Raw genomic sequence first — 24,409 nt, 5'->3', positions numbered from 1 at the left:
TTACCATCCTCTTTGTGAAAACTTCTCAAAATCACAATTAATACCCGTCATAGGCTCACCAAGATCTTCTGAAACTTCAGCTAATATTTTTGGATCATTAAAATATGTAACAGCACTAACTATAGCCTTAGCTCTCTTTAAAGGATCTGCTGACTTAAATATCCCAGAGCCTACAAATACTGACTCCGCTCCTAATTGCATCATAAGAGCTGCATCAGCTGGAGTTGCCACACCTCCTGCAGAAAAGTTTGGCACTGGTAACTTACCATTTTTATGTACATACTTAACCAAATCATACGGAGCCTGCATGTTTTTTGCTATAGCCATAAGTTCTGATTGATCAGCACCTTTAATGTAACTGATATCTTTATTAACTTGTCTTAACTGCCTAACAGCTTCAACAATATTACCAGTCCCAGCTTCACCTTTTGTTCTAATTAAGGCGGCCCCCTCACCAATCCTTCTTAGAGCTTCACCTAAATTTGTACAGCCACATACAAAAGGAACTTTAAAACTATCTTTGTCTATATGATTAAGATCATCTGCAGGACTTAAAACCTCACTTTCATCAATAAAATCAACACCCAAAGATTCAAGAATCTGCGCCTCAACAAAATGCCCTATACGAGCTTTTGCCATCACAGGTATAGAAGTTACTGACATAATTTCTTTAATCAACTTTGGATCTGACATTCTAGCGATACCACCATCTTTACGGATATCTGCCGGCACTCTTTCTAAAGCCATTACAGCCACTGCACCTGCCTGTTGAGCTATCTCTGCCTGCTCGGCATTGACAACATCCATGATAACACCGCCTTTTAACATTTCAGCTAAACCAATCTTCAAATTAATATCTGACATTTATAGACTCCATTAAGTTTGTCATTCTTCAAAATTCATGAAAGATTATAATTTTTTAAATTGCTGTAGATAAATTAATTTTTGTTAAGATTACTAAATTAAAGAAATATAAATCAATTTGGCAGAATAAATAGACTAACTACTCTTTAAAGGATTTCCATATTTTTTCAAATACAACTCACCAATTAGATTTGAGCCATATTCATTAAGATGTGCATTATTTAAATCATTATTATCAATCATTTTATTACTATCCATATATATAATATGATTATTCATCACATTAGGACATTTATTATGAGAACAAATTATTTCTTTAGGGTCAATAATTATCAAGTTATTATATTTTTCTTTCAATCTATTTATATATTCAACAGCACTACTTTGAGATCTTATAACATCTGATAATGGTCTAGAGCACTCCATACCCAATAATTGTTGAAGTCTTGTCATTCCACAAGTAGGCTTCATTCCCTTAAGTGATGGCCAATCTAACAATATCACTGGCTGAATATTATTTTTTTCAAGAATACTCATTATATCGTTTAAAAAATAAATTGTATTTCCATATTTTGGACCACCATTCTCCCCATAAGCATTCCACCATCCTACTAAAACAAAAATCTTAGGATGTGTTTTATGAATTATGGTTTCAACAATATCTTTATAGCTTTTGTCAGCAATAATTTTATATATAGCTCCCTGATCGCCTCCAATCAAAATAGAGCTATAACCAAGATCTTTGGTCCAGTTATTTATCATGGATTTAGCAACTTTAGAATGCGAATCACCAAAAATAACTACATCATATACTTTATCATTCCCAATTTGTTGAACTAATTTTTTTTCATTAAGATCTTTAGAATCATAATCCCAAATGTCATTAATGTTATATAATTTTTTTAGCCTTTCTTGCCAACCAGGATATTGATACTCATACACCCCATTACCATTTTTTCCAACAGCGACATAGTCTCCAACACTTTTATTAAAGCCGAAATTATTAATATATTTACTACCTAAAGCAAAACAACATGCGATGGCTATTGGAGTTATCCATAAGATTATAAGTGTCTTTTTAAATGATACCTTAAACTTATATCTAAATGGCTTCTCCACAAATAAATAAGTCAATGTAGCTAATACAACACTTGAAGCCAATACGATCAATTTAACTAGATGTGTCTTCTCTATACTTAAATAATTTAAATACGCAATAATTGGCCAATGCCATAAATATAATGAATATGAAATCAAACCTATAAATACAATTGGCTTAATCGATAAAAACTTATTAACTAAAGTATTATATTTTTCATTACAACCAGCATATATATACAATACCGCTCCAACACATGCAATAACTGTCCAATTACTTGGATAAGACACATCCTTAAACAATATTGGATACAACATAAGCAATATCGAAATAATTGATAGTAACTCAAGTATTAACTTGTTACTTGTTGGCTTATATTTTGTAACATAAATAGCAAGTGCACATCCAAACAAAAGCTCAAAGGCCCTTGTTAATGGAAAATAATAAAACCTCTCATGATTAAAGTAATCATATATCTCAAAATAACTAAAATATCTAAAACAAAATAAAGATAAAACTATAAGTATTAGACTTATAATCAAATACTTATCAAAACTACTCAACGCTTGTTTATCTTTCCAACCTATTCCTATATATACGTTAAAAGCAAATATTAAAAATAAAGGCCAAAATATATAAAACTGTTCCTCAATTCCTAAGGACCATGTATGTAATAAAGGTATTACCGTCGCATCTGTACTAAAGTAACCAAAACTTAATGTCTTAAAAAAATATAAATTTGAGAATGATCCCAATGCACTTACTAACGATTTAGAGTAACTCTTTAGATCTTGTGGTAACAATATCAACCATGCAAAAATCGTAGAAAATATTAATACCGTAATTAAGGCTGGAAGTATTCTTCGCATCCTTCTTAAATAAAAGTTCTTTAATGAAAAACTTTTATTCTCTAAATCTCTAATAATAATACTAGTAATTAGAAAGCCTGATATAACAAAAAATATATCAACTCCCAAAAATCCAGACTTAACTAAAGTTATATCAAGATGAAAAAATACTACCGATAATACCGCAACAGCTCTTAAACCATCTATGTGCTTATAATACTTCACCTAAAAATGTCAAATTATGTATATATAGTTAATAGAATTATAACGTAAATGCAATTAAAGTAATAGTAAACAACATATAAGGATATAAGGATCTAAACATCCAAATTAACAACATTAAGCGCATTAGATTCAATAAAATTCCTACGAGGTTCAACTTCATCACCCATAAGAGTAGTAAATAAAGCATCTGCCTCAACAGCATCTTTGATTGATACTTGAAGTAAGACTCTATTATCAGGATCCATAGTCGTCTCCCAAAGCTGGCCCGGGTTCATCTCACCTAGACCTTTGTAACGCTGTACATCATTACCGCGTCTTGCTTCTTTAAGTAACCAGTCAATTGCTGACTCAAAGTCATCAACATATTCTTTTTTAGCACCCCTTTCTACATAAGCACCTTTAAAAGAAATATCTGATAATACATCACCATAAGTAACAAGATCTTCATAATCTTTAGTAGTAAAGAAACTATTTCTAACAATATAATCCGTGTCATAACCATTTATATAGTGATTCACACCGTAAGAGATAGTTTCCTGACCATCTTCATCAACATCTTTAGTTTCTATAAGCTTAAATCTTTCATAAGATAATGCTTTTTGATTACATGCTTCAGCAATAGTCTCCCACCATTTCTTGATATCTGCATTCTCATCTACATACTTAGCGCTATAAGCCATTACTCTGAGCAGTTTTTCAGGATATGTCTTTGCGTACTTTTTAATTACCTTCTCAGATTTTTGATAAAGTTCATAATAGTTATTTAAAATTTGACCAGAAATAGCATTACCATCCTCAAGTAAGATATTAGCTCCTTCAAGACCAATATTACCTAGATATACTGCTAAAGCATCTTCATCTTTCAGGTATGTTTCCTGCTTACCTTTCTTGACCTTATATAAAGGCGGTTGTGCAATATATAAATACCCTCTTTCAACAAGCTCCGGCATTTGTCTATAAAAGAATGTTAAAAGAAGAGTTCTAATATGAGATCCATCAACATCAGCATCCGTCATCAAAATAATCTTATGATACCTAGTTTTATCAGGATTATAATCTTCTGCGCCTATACCACACCCTAGTGCTTTTATGAGAGTAGCAACTTCTTGAGAGCCAAGCATTTTGTCAAAGCGAGCTTTTTCTACATTTAGAATCTTACCTTTCAGGGGTAGAATCGCTTGCGTTTTACGATCACGAGCCTGTTTAGCTGAACCTCCTGCAGAATCCCCCTCCACAAGATATATCTCAGATAATGAAGGATCCTTTTCTTGGCAATCTGCAAGCTTACCTGGAAGACCAGCTATATCTAAAGCTCCTTTACGACGAGTCATATCACGAGCTTTACGAGCTGCTTCACGAGCCTTTGCTGAGTCTAGAATTTTTTCACAAACGATTTTAGCCTCTTTAGGGTTTTCTAGCAAGAATTCTTGAAGCTTTTCATTTACTAGTGACTCGACAGCTGATTTAACATCTGATGATACTAATTTATCTTTTGTTTGAGATGAGAATTTTGGATCTGGAACTTTCACAGATAAAACAGCAGCCAAACCTTCTCGAGTATCCTCCCCTGTTAGAGATACTTTTAGCTTTTTATTTAAACCTTCTGACTCAATATATGTATTCATTGTACGAGTAACAGCCGCTTTTAGCCCCGATAAATGAGTACCACCATCGCGTTGAGGAATATTGTTTGTAAAACAAAAAATTGATTCTTTGTAAGAGTCATTCCATTGTAATGCAAGCTCAACCTGAATATCATCTTTGATACCACTTACAGCTATAACATTTTCATGAATAGGCTTTTTACTATTGTTTAAATATTTAACGAATGCTGCGATACCGCCATCATACTTAAATACCTCAGACCTATTATTAATTTTATCGATAAGCTCAATTTTAACACCTGAATTTAAGAAAGATAATTCACGAATTCTTTTCATCAAAATATCATAATCAAAATCAACAAAAGAGAATGTATCTTTACTTGGTTTGAATGTAATTATTGAACCTGATTTATCTGTTGGCTCTAACTGTTTTAGCGGATAATCTGGTACACCATGCGTATACTCTTGGTAATACCTATAACCATTACGAGATATATCCAAAGTGAGCTTTTCTGACAGTGCGTTTACAACTGACACACCCACACCATGTAGACCGCCAGATACTTTGTATGAATTATCATCAAATTTACCACCAGCATGAAGAACTGTCATAATAACTTCAGCAGCTGAGCGACCTTCTTCCTTATGAATATCTGTAGGTATACCACGCCCGTTATCAGATACAGACACTGAACCATCCTTATTGATGATAACTTTAATATCATCACAATGGCCAGCTAAAGCCTCATCGATAGCATTATCAACAACCTCAAACACCATATGATGCAAGCCACTACCATCATCTGTATCACCGATATACATCCCTGGTCTTTTTCTAACTGCATCTAAACCCTTGAGTACTTTAATACTCGATGAGTCATAAGCTTTATTTTCAGACATTAACAAGCTCCAATATATATTTATATTTAAAATCCACAATCACATCACATTATAACACAAATAAAGATTTATATTAATTTAGATCAGTAACCTTGTAATAATCCTTCAGGGGTTTTCATTTGATATAGAAATGCTAATATAATCTTATACTTTAGATATAAGGCAAGTTTGAAAACCTTGAAAAAGAGAAATTTTTTAGTAGTAATATTGTTAGTTGCTGTAATTGCCTCTAGTTTTCTAATTGGGAAAAAATCAGGTATTAAAAAAGCAGAATCAATACACCAAAGTGAACTTAAAATACTTGAACAGAGTAAGTTATCACAAACACCAGAGAATAGCACAAACTGTCGCCCAAAAGTGAGCTCAAAAAGAAACAACTACGTTATTGGTTATGGAAGCTTAATGAACAAGGATTCTAGACAAATAACTGTTCCTGAAGCGACTTATGCTGCGCCAGTACTGGTTAGTGGCTTTGAAAGACTATGGGCATCAAGAGGAGAAAAGTCTCGCGCTACATTTTTACTAGCCGTCCCTAACAAAGGCTATGCTATGAATGCAATATACTACAAAGCTAGTGCTTCTGATATTTCTGCGACTGATTTGAGAGAAGCATCATACTGTCGTGTAAAAATACCTCGTAAAGATATAGTACCATTAGGTGTCAAAAGCTTACCTAAGGGTGATTACTGGATGTACGTGAAGGACTTTAAGGATGCCGACTTTCCAAATAAGAGCTATCCAATTCTACAAACTTATGCTGATGTTTTCATGACAGGGTGTTTACAAACTCAAGCAGAGTTTAATCTAACAGAATTTGGTAAACTCTGTTTCCAGACTACTTACGGATGGGACTTGGCTAACTGGTTATATGATAGATCAAACCCACAGTATAGTAGATACTCAAAAGATACAGTAAAATACCGTACACAAATAGATAGCATCATTCATCGCTTAACTTTTGACGATGATCCATTATAATTATCAGTAATTAATCTTTTGATCAGAATAATAAAAATGAAAGCTTCCAATAGAAAAATATGTATTGCTCCAATGCTAGATTGGACTGATAAACACTATCGCTACATGATGCGTCTAATAACAAAGCACACTATGCTGTATACAGAGATGATTACCTTGAATGCCATAATACATGGTAATAAAGATTTCTTATTAGAATATAATCCTGAAGAAAATCCTGTTACATTACAGCTTGGAGGGTGTGTACCAGAGGATTTCATAACATGTGGTAAACTTGCACAAAATCTTGGCTACAATGAAATAAATATAAATGTAGGCTGTCCTAGTGAAAGAGTGAAAAAAGGTAATTTTGGCTTATCTCTAATGGCAGAACCTGAGCTTGTAGCAGATTGTGTCAAGGCTATGAAAGATAATCTAGATATACCTATCTCTATAAAATGTCGTATTGGCTACGATCATAATGACAGTTATGAAGAGCTATATAATTTCGTTGATAAACAAGTACAAGCTGGAGCAGATTATCTTTGTATTCATGCTCGCAAAGGATGGCTTAGTGGCTTATCTCCAAAAGAAAATAGAACTATTCCTGAACTAAAATATAGTACTGTTTATAATATCAAAAAAGATTTCCCAAATCTTGAGTTAGGCATCAACGGTGGTATCACAACCATAGAAGACACCCAAGAACACTTAAAACATGTAGATAGCGTAATGATTGGACGCGAAGCCTATCATAACCCAATGTTATTTAAAAGTTTTGACAATCTATTCTACAACCAGCACATTAATGATATCTCCCCACTTGAGGTAGCCTACAAGATGGCTGAGTACATAAAAATCAAGCTAGACAATGATCCTAATATGAAACTTAATAATATAACAAAGCATACATTAAACTTATTCAATGGTTTACCTAATGCCAAAGTCTTCCGTCGCTATTTAAGTGAAAATGCAACCAAAAAAGATGCTAATGTAGATACTTTCCTGAAAGCTCTAGAAGTATTTGAGTAAACAACTCTTTAAGAATATGCTCCTATAGCTATATTCACTTGATCAAATGTCGACTCGTCATAATGCCTAGGATCAGGGGCTTGATAATATGGATACATTAAAGGCTCAATAAACTCGACATCCATTTTTAATACTCCACCGATATTAGTATAATATATTGCCGTTGAAAAAATATTTGAATTATACTGCGAGCCCGATATTTTTAAATGGCTTTCAGGTCTTAGATGAAAATCCTTATCTACTAAACTAACAAAATCAGGAACATCACCTAATATACTATCAGTGATACCTTCAGGTATTTTTGTGCCGATTTTAAACCAGTTATTATGACCAATAAATTGTTTATCTGCACTCCATCTTAAATCAGAGTTTGTTTGATGTATATCATTATTTGAATCATAAAGATTAAAGTAAAAGATTATGTTTATGCCATTTTTATTATAGACAATATTATTATCAAATTCTAAGCTACCTATACCAAACTTTAGCTGACCCACATAAGAACGACCCGCACCATCTGCTGGCGCAGTATTTATAAAAGTATTGTTTACGAAACGATAACGCCCAAAACTTGTACCATTTCTAGTTGGACCACCAGAACCACCATCTCCACCAATAGTCAAAGACTTTACCTTATTCTCATTAACTACAACATTGCCAACAAAATCCGTATCCTCTCGAACATAGTTCTCACCATAAGATTTATCAATCTTTCTTAATTCATCTTGTGTAGTATGGTTATCATCGGTGTAGCCAATAATTTCACCTTTATCATTATAAATAGGGTGTGTGCCAGGTCCCAAGTCTGCACCAAAAAAGTCTGCTTCTGAACTATAATTATTTTCAAACCAGTTGTAATACACTTCATTTCTTGATGTACGACTCTTTAAGCCAGCTCCTTGATAAGAATCATGAATGTAATTAAACCTGACTTTTGTAACTGCATCTGGATGTCTAACCCTGTCAGAAGCAATATAGATATTATGATCTCCTACAAATGCACCGTTGTGATATATATCACAATATTCTATAGTTAAGCTTCCACTGAAAAGATCGCTACCCATAATACCATTTGCAGAATCATGGACGCTACAGTGCCTAATTGTAATACCATCAGCAACCTGATACAAACCTCTTCTTGTAATAAGTTTAGGATCCGATGCTTCTTGCATATTACCTACTATTTCAAAGTTATCAAAAATATAGTTATCTCCAAAAAATGTAACAACTACATCTTTTGTTTCAGACTTTATAACAGGTTTTTGACCAGCTACTTTTACACCTATTATTCTTATCGGTTTTACTTTAGTTCCATGGTTTTCAAATTTCACACTCCCTGGATATTCGGCATTTCCTTCAACATACACAACATCTCCAGGTTGTAAAAGTTTGGCAACATCTTGTAATATTTTGTATTCTTTTGTTGGACCTACATTATATGTTGCAGCAATTACAGTTGATATACTTAAATAAAAAAAGAAGAAAATTATTACCTTTCTCACCTGTTAAATTAAAATTAATTATAATTAAAGGTATAATACATTTAATTAAAGTAGATGTAAATATTTGTATTAGTTATTACTAATGTGAAACTTATAATTAAAAGTTATTCTTTATACATCCTATACTAAACATGATTGTTTTTGCATGTGCATAATAATGTATTTTTATTTTACCAACATAAATCAAATAAATATGAATTTGTCATCATTAAGATAGTTGATATAGACATAAATCTTTTTCAACACCTTCACTCTTATGATCCATATTATCGTATTAATTACTCTAGCTTTTATGATATTATTCAACAAATGTAGAGGTTAACAATCAATAGCCATGAATTACATTTTTAAGACTTTATTTATAATCCTAGTATGTTTTTCATCTAGTTACCCAAACCTTAAAACACAAGCCAATAACACTTATGAAGTATCCTTTAACTCTCCAAAACAGGTAAATCTAAGCAAAAGTAAAATAGAGCTCATCCTAACAAACCCAAATGTAAAAATTAAAGATACCATAAGTAGTACTAATCTACCGTATTTTTGGAATGCTAAAGTCACTCAACGTTACGATAATGTGACAATATCCTTTCCTCGCAGAAGTATTGACAGAGGGTTATCTGCATTAGGCGAATCATATCAAACATCAAATAAAGACATAATTATCCCACCAGGCAACTACTCTTTTGATATTAAGTCGGATAGTTACATTAGTGTAAAAGCCACGGATAAAGATATATCTGAAGTTTCTAATTCTGATAAATTAGCTGATTTTGAGCTATCTTATTATAATGCTCCAAAGGGCTCAACATGTGTTGGCTATCTCAATATAGATGCATATGCTATCGATATGCAAATCAACAATCACCCATCATCAGTCGATATAATATCAGAAAATAATCATTCTCCTGTTATAGAAAAAAACATAGATGTTACTAATTCAAGCTCTAAAACAAATGCTCAAATAATAAAATTGCCTGCCAGTATTGAAGGAACTCCATACACACTTATAAGCTCACACTTTGAACATGGAAAGTATATCTATTATGCAGATAAGTTAAGAAAGTCTGTATATTTAAAATGCAATAAAATCACTAAAGTAAAAATTTTGTACCATAAAGAAAAGCCTAAGAGCAATATTTTAAGTGCCAAAGGCCTTTGATAAAAAATACTACAGCTATAGCTAACGTCTCAATCAATTCTCCCAAAAACCTAGAGAACAATTATTTGTAAGTTGAACACTTCTTTTAAACATATGGGCTACTTAGTGGAATTTTTTGATTTAATTAATTTTGATCCCAAACTGAGAAGCTATATTTTGAACATCTTTTTTATTGATCTTTTTGATGTCATTTGCATTTAAATCTTGGATAGACTTACCATTAATTTTAGTATTATTAATAACTTGTTGTGCTTTCTTATCTAAACCTGCTTGCTTAGCAACTTGACCAGCAACATTTTTGACTGTATCAACATTCAATAGACTCTTCAAAGAAGATGCATCAACACTAAAGTTGAGTTTATTCAAATCACCAGTGATAACACCATTTAATGTTAAGCTAGGTATTTTCTGAGTAAACTGGTTAAGGCTAACACTCACAATATCAAATTTTAGCTGCAAAGGAATATTGAACATTATATTTCTTACTCCACTAAACTGCCAAGTTCCCTGACCAGATACTGTTAAGCTATTAGCATTTATATTAACCCCTTGAATATTCAAACCTTTAATTGCATTTCCAGCTACATTTTGCAAATTGAACTTGACAGTATTATCAACATTTAGCTTATTTGAAACAACTACGCTAACATCAACATCACTATTATTCACAGATTTAACATTAATTGCTGTTGGCTGACCTAATAACACAGGGTTTGTTGATATATTAGTTATATTAGCATCGTATGTAGTACCGGCATTTTGATAACCTTTTATATCAATATTTTGAATTACAAAACTAGGATACTTATCACGAAGCATTTCATTTTTTACATTCGCGTAACCATATACTTTAGCTTGTTGCTTCGGTGTAACTGATCCTACCTGTTTAGCACCAGTTGTATCATCCTCACTACTAGAGCTAAAGTTTGATAAGAACTCTGCTGCTTGCTTAATACCATTAGCAACTTCTTTAGCTTGTTTTGTATTAGCTTCTAACTTTTGCAGATCTACTTGTTGTAAGTTTTGACTTGCCTTACCAATACTATCTATAGCTTTCTTTTTAAACTCTTCTGAATTTATGCTAGCATCATCTTTAGATGTTGCTTTAGTATTGATATATAAACTAGCTTTCTTAGCTCTTTGTTTATCTAAAGATACACCAGTAACCAAAACATTTCTTAATGTTAACTGCCTAGTAAGTAAATTTGAAATATTTAGACTCGCATTCACATTCTCAGCATAGAATCTATCCTTATCAAGATTTTTTGGATCTGCTACGCCTAAGCCTTTAATATCAAGGCTTGCATTTGTAAAATCTAAACTTAAAGATTGATAGTCAACTGTTGCTCCATTTGCTTTAGTCAACTGTTGCTTAATGATATTTGATACCATTGATGTTTCTAAAAGCTTAGGAGAATATATCAAAGCCGCAATAATTAAAGCTACAAGAACAATTCCTGTTAATCTAAACGGCTGTCTAAACTTACGATTCTGCATTTCAACCCAGTCAACTTTTGCAATATTCTTACCCAAGAAGATCCAACTAGCTATCTTAACAAAAAAATTCTTAGTGATTTTGTTATATAGTTCTGTACCTGACTGAATAGATGACATTTTTACAATTATCTTTTTGTATATCTTTGCGATAATAAGGCCAAATATAACACCTAAGATTATTGCTAGAACAAACCCTCCTGCGACGAGATAATAATCAAATCCAGCATAAGCTAAGACTGGCGTATTAACTATAGCCTTGAAAATAGGTTGTGTAAAACCATCTAGCAAGAATTGTCCGAATGAGAAACTAACAATCTCAAGCAAAAATGAAAGTGCTTTTGCAATAATCGCAATAAATACAAACACACCAATATTTATTCTAAGAATTATCACCAATGTTATTACTGCTACAAAGAGTAATGGTGAGTATGAGACTCCTGGAATAAAACCAAACACAAACGCTAATACTGATGTAATTAACAATTGTGCAGGCGTGAGTTTAGAAAAAATAGTCGATTTAATTTTATTAAATATGTAATCAAACATCCCCAATCACCTTATTTTATTTTTAAATTTACCAAATAATATTACTATAATTGCATTTTTTTAACGACTTTTTTAGGACTAATCTTTCAGCATTCGAGAGTTTTAGTAAATTATTATTTACTTTAAGTAAAATGTAACAACACCATGAACGCAATACTTATCACTAATAAAATCAATGATATTCAGCACTCCATAACATACACTACCTAAAGAGTTTTCATATATCCTATTCTTATAAGTTTAAATTATGTTTTTTATTAGAAAAAATAGCGTAAATGAGTTATTATTTGAGATGTTATTTAACAAAAATTTTCGTCAAACGATCAAATAAGGAAGAAAATCAATGAACTTACATGAATATCAAGCTAAAGATCTTTTAGAAAGCTATGGTCTAAAAGTTCAAAAAGGTATCGTAGCTCATAACCCAAATGAAGCTGCTCAGGCATTTGACCAACTTGGTGGTAAATTTGCTGTGGTTAAAGCTCAGGTACATGCTGGTGGTCGTGGTAAAGCTGGTGGTGTAAAAGTTGTTAAATCATCTCAAGAAGCTCGTGAAGTAGCAGAGAGCCTAATCGGCACAAATCTTGTTACTTTCCAAACTGATGCTGAAGGTCAGCCAGTTAATTCTGTAGGTGTATTTGAAGATGTATACCCGGTTACTCGTGAGTTATACCTTGGTGCGGTAGTTGATAGATCTAGCCGTAAAGTAACATTCATGGCTTCAACTGAAGGTGGTGTAGATATTGAAGAAGTAGCTCACAACACTCCAGAGAAAATCCTTAAAGTGGAAGTAGATCCATTAGTTGGTCTTCAACCATTCCAAGCTCGTGAAGTAGCTTTCAAACTTGGTCTTGAAGGTAAGCAAATTAATGATTTCGTTAAAACTATGCTAGGTGCTTACAAAGCATTTGTTGAGTGTGATTTTGCATTATTTGAAATCAACCCTCTTGCAGTTAGAGAAAACGGCGAAATCGTTTGTGTTGATGGTAAAATCAACCTTGATTCAAACGCTCTTTACAGACACCCTAAATTATTAGCTCTTAGAGACAAATCTCAAGAAAATGCTAAAGAACTTAAAGCTTCTGAACATGAACTAAACTATGTAGCTCTTGAAGGTAACATCGGCTGTATGGTAAACGGTGCTGGTCTAGCAATGGCTACAATGGATATTATCCAATTATACGGTGGTAAGCCTGCTAACTTCCTAGATGTTGGTGGTGGAGCAACTAAAGAAAGAGTAATCGAAGCTTTCAAACTAATCCTAGATGATGAAAATGTAAAAGCTGTTTTAATTAACATCTTCGGTGGTATCGTACGTTGTGATATGATCGCTGAGGCAATTATCGAAGCTGTTAAAGAAGTAAATGTAACTGTACCAGTAGTTGTTCGTCTAGAAGGTAACAATGCAGAAAAAGGTGCTAAGATCCTATCTGATTCAGGTTTAAAACTAATACCTGCTGATGGTTTAGCTGATGCTGCTGATAAAGTTGTAAAATCACTAGGTTAATAAATTAAAACAGTTAAAAGGATATTAAATAATGAGCGTATTAGTTGATAAAAATACAAAAGTTTTAGTACAAGGTTTTACTGGTAAAAACGGTACTTTTCACTCAGAGCAAGCTATTGCTTATGGTACAAACATCGTGGGCGGTGTGACTCCTGGTAAAGGTGGTCAAACTCACCTAGACAGACCAGTTTTCAATACTATGGAAGAAGCTGTAAAAGCTACTGGTGCTGATGCATCTGTAATCTATGTACCAGCTCCATTTGTAAAAGATTCTGCAATCGAAGCTATCGATTCTGGTGTTAAACTAGTTGTAATCATTACAGAAGGTGTACCAACTCTAGATATGCTAGTAGTTAAAGAATACTTAAAAGGTAAAGATGTACAAGTAGTTGGTCCTAACTGTCCTGGTGTGATCACTCCAGGTGAATGTAAAATTGGTATTATGCCTGGTCATATCCACCAACCTGGTAAAGTTGGTATCATTTCTCGTTCTGGTACTCTAACTTATGAAGCAGTTGCTCAAACTACTAAGTTAGGCTTTGGTCAATCTACTTGTATTGGTATAGGTGGAGATCCAATCCCAGGTATGAACCAAATCGAAGCTCTTAAACTTTTAGAGAATGATCCTCAAACAGAAGCTATAATCCTAATCGGTGAAATTGGTGGTACAGCTGAAGAAGAAGCTGCTGAATACATTAAACACAATGTTACTAAGCCAGTTATTGGATATATTGCTGGTGTTACAGCTCCTCCAGGTAAGCGTATGGGTCATGCTGGTGCTATCATCTCTGGTGGTAAAGGTACTGCTGATGAAAAATTCGCTGCATTTGAAGCTGCTGGTATTGCTTATACTAGATCACCTGCAGAGTTAGGTTCTAAACTTAAAGAAGTTACTGGTTGGTAATTTTTATTTTCTAAATATTTTTTCTTTATTTATATTTCAATTTCATAATTTTCAAAAATCTAATTTAAAGTGATAATATAACTTAATATAAGTTATTAACTTACTAATGAAATTATGTTTAAAAAAGTAATCTTATTTTTTAGTCTTACAACATTACTCCTAACTACCAGCATGGGATATTGTTTATCAGAAAATAAAAATATAAATTCTGTAGCACCAGGAACATTAAAAAGTGAAAGTTATAAACAAAACAAAGAATGTGGCACACTATCTACTATCCTTATGACACCTATCTCAGCAATAGGTATAGGAGTAGGAACTATTCTAATGGTACCTGTAGGTTTATTAGGAGGAATGGTTGGCGGAGCCATGATGTCTCCAATGATGTTTGATAGTGGTGGCTTAAGTAAAAACTCATTCATACAACCATTCCAAATAGGTGTGGCTGTTATTTTAGGAGCTATTTTAGGCGCAGGAGTAGGAGCTGTTGAACTACCTAAAAGTACCGCAAAGAGCTTAATTAGTGATGCCAAAACTAATTGTCATATAATATAAAACCAAATATATAAGTACTAAAATAATGCAAAAAAATATTTTAATTACGGGCGCAAATAGAGGAATTGGGCTAGGTTTCGTTGAACACTATTTAACAAAAAACTGTAATGTAATCGCAACTTGCCGTGATCCAGCTAAAGCAAATGACCTAAAAGAACTTTCTAAGAAATATCAAAAACTTATTATAGAAAAACTTGATGTTAGTAGTCCTAGAGACCAAGAGCAATTATTTCAAAAGTATAAAAGTATTGTTATTGATATATTAATAAACAATGCCGGTATTTACCCTGAGAACCATCAAAAATTTAGTATTTCTGAAACTAATCCAAACTGGATAAATAATGCTTTTCAAACGAACTGTTTAGGAGCTTTTTATCTTATTCATAATTTCAAAGAGAATCTGCTAAAATCTGCTAATCCAATAGTTATCAATATGGCTAGTCAAGCTGGCTCTATAGAGCAAACAAAAGCTGGTTTTGGTTATTCATACCGCATATCAAAAGCAGCTCTAAATATGTTAACAAAAACATTTGCTGCTGAGTGCCCAGAGATAATTACTATAAGTCTTCGACCTGGTTGGGTTAAGACTAAGATGGGTGGAGATAATGCTACTGTGGAAATTAGTGATAGCATCCAAGCGATGACTAATCTTATTGAAAATCTCCATCATAAAGATTCTGGAAAATTTTTAGATGCTCAAGGAAATATTGAGCAATGGTAAAACCTCTTGAAATGCTTCTAAACGTTCATAAATCAAGCTTGTTACACTTTAGAATCAACTTAAATAGTTATAAATTTTATGAATTAAGTTTATAGAGCAATTTATAAAACTTAAATATATTGCTATTCTTTATTCTAATTATTACTACAACTATAAACAAAATGTCACTACAAACTATTAAAAAACTATCTATCATTTGCATTATTGGTGCTTTAGTAATGTGGGTTTTATACCCTTTTGTTTACTCTATTCTTTTTGCAGGACTTTTGGCAATAATACTTGCTCCCCTTCAAGAGTACTTAGAGCAACATATTGGTAAACATAGAAGTAGTTTCCTATTAGTTATGGGAATTCTTCTGTGTGTATTTATTCCTATATTAATTGTTCTGTATTATGCTATCTCAGAGATTGTTTCATACTTACAGCATCCAGAAACACTTTCACAAACTTTTGCTACGCTTGGTGATTCTATAGGCAAAATTCCTTACACAGGAAGTATCCTTCAAGAACATTTTGATAAACTAATAAAAGCCATTAATGATGATAGTGACACCATAATCTCCAATTTAGGTCAAATATTACCTAAAGTTAGATACGTAGGCTCAACATCTATAAGCTTTATAACAGATTTTTTAATTACACTTTTGCTGGTATATCAATTCCTAGTTAGTAGCTCTACTTTAGAAAAATTTGCAAAAAAAGTAGTACTTAAGGACTTTGATGATAGCGATAGTTTCATATCTACAGCAATTATTACAACTCGTAGAGTAAGTTTAGCAATTTTTCTAACCGCATCACTTGTTGGTACTGTTATGGCTATAGTATTTTTACTAATAGGTATGCCAACACCAATTTTACTTGCATTTACTGTAGCTATAGCATCTATGATCCCATTTATGGTTGGTGTTGTTTATATACTCATCGGAGCTAGTGTATTTGTAGTATATGGTGCTACTAAAGCTATTATTATACTAGTAGTTGGTTTTGCTCTAAATATTTTCACAGACAATATTATGCAACCCAAAATTATTAATAAACAAGTACAACTTAGTTTTGCTGCCTCATTGATAGGTATACTAGGAGGAATCCAAGCTTTTGGTTTTATCGGAATATTTCTTGGACCTGTAATATTTAATGTTACATTCGTTGGTATAGAAAAACTTATGAAAAATAGTAAGTAATAATATTCTTTAAGGCATTGGAAAAGCATCAAAACTATGAGCTGATGCTAAATTTTCATCCCAATTAGCTTTACTAGCCATAAATATATTAGCTGTCGGCTTAATATCTACTTTATCATCTAGACTACCAGCAGGCACTACTACTAAATTAAATTCTGATTGCTCAAAAGGTAATGCTGAACCACATTCACTACAAAAACTTTTTGTATGATGTGATGCAGGTAGTTTATATTTTTTGACTAATTCTTGACCAGATTGCCAATTTAATTTTGCATTTGATGAAAACAAATTAGCTGCATGAGCCGAACCTGTATCTTTACGACAATGCTCACAATGACACAAAAAGAAATTTTCAAAACTACCATCAATTTCAAATTTAACAGAATTACAAAGACATGAACCTTTGAACGACATACTTATTTACCTTGGGTTATTAATTTATATAAGAGCGGAAATTATATTCAATATATATTAGATATCAATAGCTACTAAGGCTTTTAAGCTATTAAAAGTGCATTTAGCAATAGCTTATTAATGATTTATATTTAGTGTTTAGTTAAAATGAATTTACCCTATATTTTAATAAAATCAAAAATGGAACATCTTAGACATCCTCAAGGACTCAAATTCTTATTCTTTGCTGAAATGTGGGAACGCTTCAGCTTTTACGGATTATCAGCTATTTTAATTCTATACATGACTCAGCGATTAGATTTCACAGATGCTAATGCTGCTCTAGTTTTTGGTAGCTATGTAACATATCTATATATCACTACCGCTGTTGGTGGGATTTTAGCAGATAGAATTATTGGCTACAGGCGTTGTGTGCTGATTGGTGGTGTCTCAATTATGACTGGTCATATAATTATGGCACTATCTGGATCTAGTGATACTGCATTATTTTTAGGGTTAGGTTGTATTTCTGCTGGCACAGGTTTTTTCAAGTCAAATGTCTCTACAATGGTTGGTAGGCTCTATGATGATAGAGAGTCTCTACGAAATAGTGGCTTTGCATACTTTTACACAGGTATAAACTTTGGTTCTGTATTAGCAACTTTTATAGTTGGTTTTGTCGGTGAAAAAATTGGTTGGCATTATGGTTTTAGTTTAGCCGCTTTTGGAATGGCTCTCGGGTTAATATTTTTTGAATCAGGTAAAAAGCATTTCCCTAAAAGCTGTGATGCGCCGAACTATGAAGTTATGCAAAGAAAACTTTTATTGGGATTAAATGTTTGGCAAGCAATTATATTATTTGTGATTTTTTCAGCATGTATTTTTGCTTATTTAATAGCTCACCCTACTCAATCTATGATAATTATTTCATTATCTGGAATTGTTCTGTTGATTTATCTAATATCTCTTTGGAAATCTCTTGGAAGTAATCAAAAGACTAATATTGCTATTCTTTTAATACTATCAATATTTATGCTTTTCTACTGGTCACTTAGTAATCAAACTTCTATTAGTATCCCTCTATTTATCAAGCATAATATTGAGCTTAATATCTTAGGTTTTAATATGCCTGTTACTACTGTTATGGCAACACAACTGACTTTATTAGTTATAATTACCCCTTTCTTTGGTGGTGTAATTAGTTCACATATTGCTGTAGATAAAAACACTCCTGCAAATAGTTTTGCATCAGGATATTTTAAACTTTTTATTGCAGCAATTATTATGGCTGTTATATTATTTGCATTAACCCCAATATTAAAAAAACTTACTAAACTTAGGGTATAAAGATGATTCTAATTGCAAATGATGAAGGTCATGGTGGCGTACCTGAAGCTTTCAAAAGACTTAAAAATAAAGAAAATGGTCTCAGATCTATAATTGAAGGTATTAAACTCGTAGAGAATGATACTACTATCAAAACTGTAGGTAGAGGCTCTTGGCCTGATATTTTGGGCAATGTAACTCTAGATGCTTCTGTAATGGATGGTGATGATCTGCGTACAGGCTCTATCGGTGCTCTAAAAGGTTATGCTAATGCTGTCGAGGTTGCTTATGAAGTTATGCAAAGATTACATCATGAGATATTAGTTGCTGAAGGAGCAAATCGATTTGCTAATGAAATTAATGCGACTAAAATCGATAACCTATTACCAGAAATTAAAAAAGTTTGGTTAAAACATTTAGATAAACACTTAACTGCTGAGCAAAAAGCTAAGTTTCCAAATATTCCACTGATAGAACTAAGTAAATTTGCTGTTGATCCTGAGAAGATATTTGACACTACGGTCTATCTATCAAAAGACTATAATAACACTATCTCATCTGCTACAAGCACTTCTGGCTGGGGTTGGCGCTACCCTGGAAGATTAGGAGATAGTCCTATCATAGGTGCCGGCTCGTATGCTGATTCTAGGTATGGGGCTTGTGCATGTACACATACTGGTGAGATGGCTATTCGCTGTGGTACTGCTAGATCTGTAGTTTTATATATGAAAATGGGGATGTCTGTAAAAGATGCTGTATTAGAAGCAACTAAAGACTTACGCCATCTTAAAACTGGATATTTAGATGAGCTAACAATTCATGCTATTGATAGTCAAGACAATCACTATGTGGCTAGTTTTAAAGGTAGTGAACCAGTTTATTACTGGGTTTGGACTGATGGTATGAATGAACCTGTTAAAAAACAGGCTGAGTTGATTTTGTGATTTTTTCATAATCATAAAAGCACATTGGCGGTTAGTAGCTCATAAAATAAATGTCTAGAAAATAAAACTGTTTGAACAAAGTGAGTTTTTTATTTTCCATTTATTTTAAGCTACGATAGCGTAGTGCTAGGCAGTTTTGCATACTTTTTCTGCCATGAAAAAAGTATGTCGCTATAACTTACATAGTAAGTAGCGAAAAATTGTTTAATATCTTAATTTATAACTTCACTTCATATAAATTCAAATCAAAATTCATACCATCAATAACTCTATAATTTTTTATAGAACCTGTCATTATACCACCTGCTCTTGATATTACAGCTATGCCTGGCTTATTCTTATTAAGGCATGTAATTTTTATTGTTTTAATATTCTTATTCTTTAAATATTTTTTTATTGAAGTTATTGTTTTAGATACGACTCCAAAACCTTGGGCTGATTTAGCTAACCAGTAACCAATTTCAGCTTCAGATCTCTGATGACAAATATATTTTATATTAAATACTCCAACAATTTGACCATTTAATACAATCTTAAAACATTCAGTATTTAATGATGTTTTCTGTATCCTATTAGATATATATTCTCTTGCAGACTCAATACATCTAACATCATAAACCCAATGTAAATAATAAAGTGCTTCCCTATTCTCATTGAATAATTCCAAGATTTTTCTAGAATCACTAATTAATAACTTTTCAAGACAAATATTTTCTGAAACTCTAATCATCCAATCACCCTATATCCAAACCAATCAGGTTTTAAGTCATATTCCTCATCACTCGGAGTTAAATGAATATACTTAGCTCCAATAGAGCCAATCTCTAAACAATTATCGACTTCCATAAGATTATCTTTGTGCTGATGTAGAGAATTTTTTAGTAGACTTTGCTTTGCTTTTTCTTTTACTTCTGTTTTATCTGCAGCAACAAATAAAGCAAACTCATGTAGCTCATTTAGCTTAGATTCATCATAACCACCAAGATTGACAAAATATAATTTCTTATCAAAGTTTTGAGGTCTATCTTGGATAGATATTTGATAACCATCTGCACCTTTGAGAGCTTTATAACTATCCAAATGCAATCCTTTGACCGTGCCAAACCAATTTTGTCTAAGTTGCTCATAGGTATCTTCGATAGTATTACCAATTACAAACTGTACATCATGTAACTCGATATTTGCTTTGGGTGCGCTCCCGCCAAGATAAACGATAAATAGTTGACTCATAAAAATCTCATAAAATTAGTTTTGCTACAGGCGATTATACCAATTTTAAAATAAATTAAAGACAATAAACTGTGATTAATCGAGAGTAGCACATTAGCGAATAGTAGTTCGTAAAATAAATGATAAGAAAATAAAACTGTTTGAGTCAATTTTCAAATTGGAGAGTTTTTTATTTTCTATTTATTTTAAGCTACGATAGCGTAGTGCTAGGCAGTTTTGCATACTTTTTTTGCCATGCAAAAAGTATGTCGTTATGGCTTACACAGTAAGCAACGAAACCAATATAAACTTTTATAAAATATTTTTAAAATTTTTAAGCTATAATTACACTAAACAAGACACCTCCTACAATTCTTATGACAACTCTAGAAATCTGTATAGATAACTATCAATCAATACTCAATGCCCAAAAAGCTGGCGTTGATAGATTAGAACTATGCTCCGCTCTTGGAGTAGAAGGACTTACACCCTCGCCTAGTTTAGTCAAATTTGCCAAAGAGAATTTCATAGGTTCATTACAGACTATGGTTCGCCATCGTGCTGGTGATTTTTATTACGATAAGATAGACCAGCAAATTATGCTTACAGATTGTAAGCTGATGCTAGAGCTAGATGTTGATGGCATTGTCATTGGTGCTTTGACTAAAGAAAATAAGGTTGATAAAGAATTTCTAAAACCTTTTATTGAATTTACGAAACAAGCTGGCAAAGAACTAACCTTTCATAGAGCAATTGATTTAACAACAGATATATACACAGCTACGCAAGAAGTTATTGAACTAGGTTTTGATAGAATTTTAACATCTGGAGCTAAGCCAAATGTAATTAAAGGTTTAGAAATTATAAGAACTCTACAAGAAAAGTTTGGTAGCCAAATTCAAATAATGCCTGGTGGTGGAATTAACTCAAATAATATAAAAGAAATATTCGAAACTACAAAAGTAACAAATATCCACTGCTCCGCTTCTAAAAAAATTTTACGAGATACTGGCTCTATAGCATTCCCAGCTTCCGCCTTAGAAATTAAAATTAGTCAGACTGATGAGATGAACAAGATAAAATCACAAATTAATAAGTAAGAAAAAACATGATAAAAAATATATTCTTTGACTTAGACGGCACTCTTGTAAATACAGTTGGTGATCTAACAGTTGCAACAAATGCCATGCGTAAACATTTTGGACTTGAGCCGGTATCTGAAGATGTCTTAGCAAATATAATTGGTAAAGGTTACCCTACTACTGTTAGAAAAATTCTAGCATTAGATTTCAATGATAATGATCATATTGAATCTATCGCTGATACAGGTATTAAAATTGTCAGTCAAACATACAAAACTCTAAATAGTGCTAATAGTAAAGTATATCCCAATGTCATTGAAACTTTAGATTTCTTAAAGCAACAAGGTATAAAAATGGCTGTTGTAACAAACAAACATGAAGAGGATGCTATACAATCCCTAACCCATTTAGATTTAATTGACTATTTTGAAGTAATTATTGGTGGAGATACTACAACGAGCTACAAACCATACGCTGAACCCTTACTGTTTGCTATGGATAAGCTAAATGCTAAAGCCGAAGAGAGTTTGATGGTTGGCGACTCTATGAATGATTTTTTGTGTGCTAGAGAGGCAAATGTAAAAACTATAATGGTAAGTTACGGTTATCATAATGGTGTAGATCTAGAAGCTCTAGATAGCTTTGCATATATTGATAATTTCGCTGAGATTAAAAACATTGTCAAAGAAATAAATCCACATCAGCAATTAGTAGTTTCAAAATAAACCTCTTAAGAAGGTTATTTCAAAATTTCACTTGAACAAGCACTATGCTATAATTTCGCCATAATCGTATTTTGAAGAACTTTTTAAAAATGGCAAATCATCATAAATTAATAATCCTAGGATCTGGTCCTGCTGGATATACTGCAGCGATCTATGCGGCTCGTGCAAACTTAAACCCTGTAATAATCACAGGTATGCAACCCGGTGGACAACTTACAACTACTACAGATGTAGATAACTGGCCAGGTGAAGCTGATGGTATCATGGGCCCTGAGCTTATGGAAAAACTACAGAAACAAGCTGAGAGATTCGATACACAAATCACATATGACACAATTAACTCTGTAGATCTACAAACTAGACCTTTCAAATTAGTTGGAGAGATTGAAGAGTATACTTGTGATGCTCTAATTATAGCTACTGGTGCTACTGCTAGATACTTAGGTTTAGAATCAGAAGAAAAGTTCATGGGCAAAGGCGTATCTGCTTGTGCTACTTGTGATGGCTTCTTTTACAAAAACAAAGATGTCGCAGTTGTTGGTGGTGGTAACACAGCTGTTGAAGAGGCTCTTTTCTTATCAAACATTGCTAAATCTGTAACACTAATTCATCGTAGAGATTCTCTTAGATCTGAGAAAATCCTTATCGATAAACTAATGGAAAAAGCAGAAAATGGTAATGTAAACATTATCTGGGATACTACATTAGAGGAAGTTCTTGGTGATGATATGGGAGTTAATGCTCTACGCCTTAAAAATGTCAAAACTAACAAAGAATCTAAAATTGATGTTATGGGGGTATTTATTGCTATCGGTCATACTCCAAACACAGGTATCTTCAAAGATCAGCTTGAAATGGAAAATGGTTATATCAAGGTAAAATCTGGTCTAGCTGGCGATGCTACGCAAACAAATATCAAAGGCGTGTTTGCTGCTGGTGATGTAGCTGATCATGTTTACAAACAAGCAGTAACTTCTGCTGGTACAGGATGCATGGCTGCTCTTGATGCTGAGAAGTATTTGGATAATTTAGACAAATAATTTTACCCAATCTTACTTCTATTAGAAAATTCATTAAAATCTTTTATATGCCTCTTAAGTCGTCTTAATACATTTTCATCTTTTATTTGCATATCTTCACTAAATATACTATCAACATGTGTAATCATCATTTCATGACAAGTATGGATTTTAGCAAGAGTTGCATCTAAGACTAATTTTAATTGTGCCTGAGCCCGAGCACCACCAACAGGGCTTTGAGCTTGAGTAATTATTGTGACTGGTTTATTTTTCAAAACAGAATTATACGCGGGCCTTGATATCCAATCTACTGCGTTTTTCAATACAGCTGGAATACTATGATTATATTCAGGTGAACAAATAACTATACCCTTAGAGCCTTCAACTTGACTAATTAATTCCATAACCAAATCAGGTTTATTCTCAGAATAATCCTCTGAATAGAAAGGAAGCTTTGTTAGATCGGGAGTCATGATTTCACAACCATCAAAATAGCTCTCAAGGTTTTTTAATATAGCCAGACTTCTACTTTTGCTATGAAAACTGCCAGATAAAAACAAATATTTCATTTTATAAACTTCATAATTTCAATAAAAATGAGTATACC

The 24,409-nt window shown here is 32.7% G+C and carries 22 protein-coding genes; 13 read left to right on the top strand and 9 right to left on the bottom strand.

The genetic code is table 11. From position 1 onward, the window contains the following. The 3 genes from pdxS to gyrB all read right to left on the bottom strand — a co-directional run bounded on the left by pdxS (window position 1) and on the right by gyrB (window position 5,540). Window positions 1-864 (bottom strand): pyridoxal 5'-phosphate synthase lyase subunit PdxS, encoded by an 864-nt coding sequence (gene pdxS, locus F3D59_RS03250; protein ID WP_013923492.1) that lies wholly within the window; start codon window positions 862-864, stop codon window positions 1-3. Window positions 865-999: 135 nt separating this feature from the next. Continuing rightward, window positions 1,000-3,036, bottom strand: a complete 2,037-nt coding sequence (locus tag F3D59_RS03245; RefSeq protein ID WP_150463779.1) for an acyltransferase family protein — start codon at window positions 3,034-3,036, stop codon at window positions 1,000-1,002. A 92-nt stretch (window positions 3,037-3,128) separates the two neighbouring features. Further along, entirely contained in the window at window positions 3,129-5,540 is a 2,412-nt protein-coding gene (gyrB, locus tag F3D59_RS03240; protein WP_150463778.1) for a DNA topoisomerase (ATP-hydrolyzing) subunit B, read from the bottom strand. 177 nt (window positions 5,541-5,717) lie between these two features. Here gyrB and F3D59_RS03235 point away from each other — a divergent pair, with 177 nt between their 5' ends. Continuing rightward, window positions 5,718-6,518, top strand: coding sequence for a gamma-glutamylcyclotransferase family protein (locus F3D59_RS03235; RefSeq protein ID WP_150463777.1), 801 nt, complete (start codon window positions 5,718-5,720; stop codon window positions 6,516-6,518). Window positions 6,519-6,554: 36 nt separating this feature from the next. Beyond that, a complete protein-coding gene (gene dusA, locus F3D59_RS03230) occupies window positions 6,555-7,529 on the top strand; it encodes a tRNA dihydrouridine(20/20a) synthase DusA (RefSeq protein WP_150463776.1) in 975 nt (324 codons plus the stop codon). Between the two features lie 8 nt (window positions 7,530-7,537). Here the strand turns inward: dusA and F3D59_RS03225 are convergent, their stop codons facing one another. Continuing rightward, window positions 7,538-9,031, bottom strand: a complete 1,494-nt coding sequence (locus F3D59_RS03225; protein WP_150463775.1) for a hypothetical protein — start codon at window positions 9,029-9,031, stop codon at window positions 7,538-7,540. A 334-nt stretch (window positions 9,032-9,365) separates the two neighbouring features. Between F3D59_RS03225 and F3D59_RS03220 the strand changes: the two genes are divergently transcribed. Continuing rightward, the gene (locus tag F3D59_RS03220) at window positions 9,366-10,193 is read left to right on the top strand and encodes a hypothetical protein (RefSeq protein WP_150463774.1); all 828 of its coding nucleotides are present in this window, start codon (window positions 9,366-9,368) and stop codon (window positions 10,191-10,193) included. Window positions 10,194-10,313: 120 nt separating this feature from the next. Here F3D59_RS03220 and F3D59_RS03215 read toward each other — a convergent pair whose 3' ends face one another. Further along, window positions 10,314-12,236, bottom strand: coding sequence for a TIGR03546 family protein (locus tag F3D59_RS03215; RefSeq protein WP_150463773.1), 1,923 nt, complete (start codon window positions 12,234-12,236; stop codon window positions 10,314-10,316). A 343-nt stretch (window positions 12,237-12,579) separates the two neighbouring features. On the opposite strand from F3D59_RS03215, the gene sucC reads away from it, so the two are divergent. The 5 genes from sucC to F3D59_RS03190 all read left to right on the top strand — a co-directional run bounded on the left by sucC (window position 12,580) and on the right by F3D59_RS03190 (window position 17,104). Next, window positions 12,580-13,743: an ADP-forming succinate--CoA ligase subunit beta gene (gene sucC, locus F3D59_RS03210; protein WP_013923499.1), complete on the top strand. Its 1,164-nt coding sequence runs from the start codon at window positions 12,580-12,582 to the stop codon at window positions 13,741-13,743. Between the two features lie 31 nt (window positions 13,744-13,774). Further along, on the top strand, window positions 13,775-14,647 hold the full coding sequence (gene sucD / locus F3D59_RS03205; protein ID WP_013923500.1) for a succinate--CoA ligase subunit alpha: 873 nt from the start codon (window positions 13,775-13,777) through the stop codon (window positions 14,645-14,647). Window positions 14,648-14,761: 114 nt separating this feature from the next. Beyond that, window positions 14,762-15,202, top strand: coding sequence for a hypothetical protein (locus F3D59_RS10080; RefSeq protein ID WP_224721149.1), 441 nt, complete (start codon window positions 14,762-14,764; stop codon window positions 15,200-15,202). Between the two features lie 25 nt (window positions 15,203-15,227). Continuing rightward, on the top strand, window positions 15,228-15,923 hold the full coding sequence (locus F3D59_RS03195; protein ID WP_146421075.1) for an SDR family oxidoreductase: 696 nt from the start codon (window positions 15,228-15,230) through the stop codon (window positions 15,921-15,923). Window positions 15,924-16,084: 161 nt separating this feature from the next. After that, a complete protein-coding gene (locus tag F3D59_RS03190; protein WP_150463772.1) occupies window positions 16,085-17,104 on the top strand; it encodes an AI-2E family transporter in 1,020 nt (339 codons plus the stop codon). A gap of 9 nt (window positions 17,105-17,113) precedes the next feature. Here the strand turns inward: F3D59_RS03190 and F3D59_RS03185 are convergent, their stop codons facing one another. Further along, the gene (locus F3D59_RS03185) at window positions 17,114-17,518 is read right to left on the bottom strand and encodes a GFA family protein (protein ID WP_146421074.1); all 405 of its coding nucleotides are present in this window, start codon (window positions 17,516-17,518) and stop codon (window positions 17,114-17,116) included. 180 nt (window positions 17,519-17,698) lie between these two features. Between F3D59_RS03185 and F3D59_RS03180 the strand changes: the two genes are divergently transcribed. Further along, window positions 17,699-18,844 (top strand): peptide MFS transporter, encoded by a 1,146-nt coding sequence (locus tag F3D59_RS03180; RefSeq protein ID WP_150463771.1) that lies wholly within the window; start codon window positions 17,699-17,701, stop codon window positions 18,842-18,844. Between the two features lie 2 nt (window positions 18,845-18,846). Continuing rightward, complete coding sequence (locus tag F3D59_RS03175) at window positions 18,847-19,767, top strand: N(4)-(beta-N-acetylglucosaminyl)-L-asparaginase (protein WP_150463770.1); 921 nt, start codon at window positions 18,847-18,849, stop codon at window positions 19,765-19,767. A 217-nt stretch (window positions 19,768-19,984) separates the two neighbouring features. Here F3D59_RS03175 and F3D59_RS03170 read toward each other — a convergent pair whose 3' ends face one another. Next, on the bottom strand, window positions 19,985-20,497 hold the full coding sequence (locus tag F3D59_RS03170; protein WP_150463769.1) for a GNAT family N-acetyltransferase: 513 nt from the start codon (window positions 20,495-20,497) through the stop codon (window positions 19,985-19,987). Next, a complete protein-coding gene (locus F3D59_RS03165; protein WP_150463768.1) occupies window positions 20,494-20,997 on the bottom strand; it encodes a DUF1543 domain-containing protein in 504 nt (167 codons plus the stop codon). The genes F3D59_RS03170 and F3D59_RS03165 overlap by 4 nt, the downstream gene beginning before the upstream one ends. Window positions 20,998-21,353: 356 nt before the next feature. Here F3D59_RS03165 and F3D59_RS03160 point away from each other — a divergent pair, with 356 nt between their 5' ends. The 3 genes from F3D59_RS03160 to trxB all read left to right on the top strand — a co-directional run bounded on the left by F3D59_RS03160 (window position 21,354) and on the right by trxB (window position 23,823). Beyond that, window positions 21,354-22,076 (top strand): copper homeostasis protein CutC, encoded by a 723-nt coding sequence (locus tag F3D59_RS03160; protein WP_150463767.1) that lies wholly within the window; start codon window positions 21,354-21,356, stop codon window positions 22,074-22,076. A gap of 8 nt (window positions 22,077-22,084) precedes the next feature. Continuing rightward, on the top strand, window positions 22,085-22,783 hold the full coding sequence (locus tag F3D59_RS03155) for an HAD-IA family hydrolase (RefSeq protein ID WP_146421066.1): 699 nt from the start codon (window positions 22,085-22,087) through the stop codon (window positions 22,781-22,783). 89 nt (window positions 22,784-22,872) lie between these two features. Beyond that, window positions 22,873-23,823, top strand: coding sequence for a thioredoxin-disulfide reductase (gene trxB, locus F3D59_RS03150; protein WP_150463766.1), 951 nt, complete (start codon window positions 22,873-22,875; stop codon window positions 23,821-23,823). Window positions 23,824-23,825: 2 nt separating this feature from the next. On the opposite strand, the gene F3D59_RS03145 is transcribed toward trxB, so the two are convergent. After that, window positions 23,826-24,371, bottom strand: a complete 546-nt coding sequence (locus F3D59_RS03145; RefSeq protein WP_150463765.1) for an NADPH-dependent FMN reductase — start codon at window positions 24,369-24,371, stop codon at window positions 23,826-23,828. Between the last annotated feature and the right edge of the window lie 38 nt (window positions 24,372-24,409).

The sequence above is a fragment of the Francisella sp. XLW-1 genome (assembly GCF_008711455.1).
In the GTDB taxonomy this organism is placed as follows: domain Bacteria; phylum Pseudomonadota; class Gammaproteobacteria; order Francisellales; family Francisellaceae; genus Francisella; species Francisella salimarina.
The sequence above is the reverse complement of the archived record's forward strand: the minus strand, read 5'-3'. Positions and strand labels throughout refer to the sequence as shown.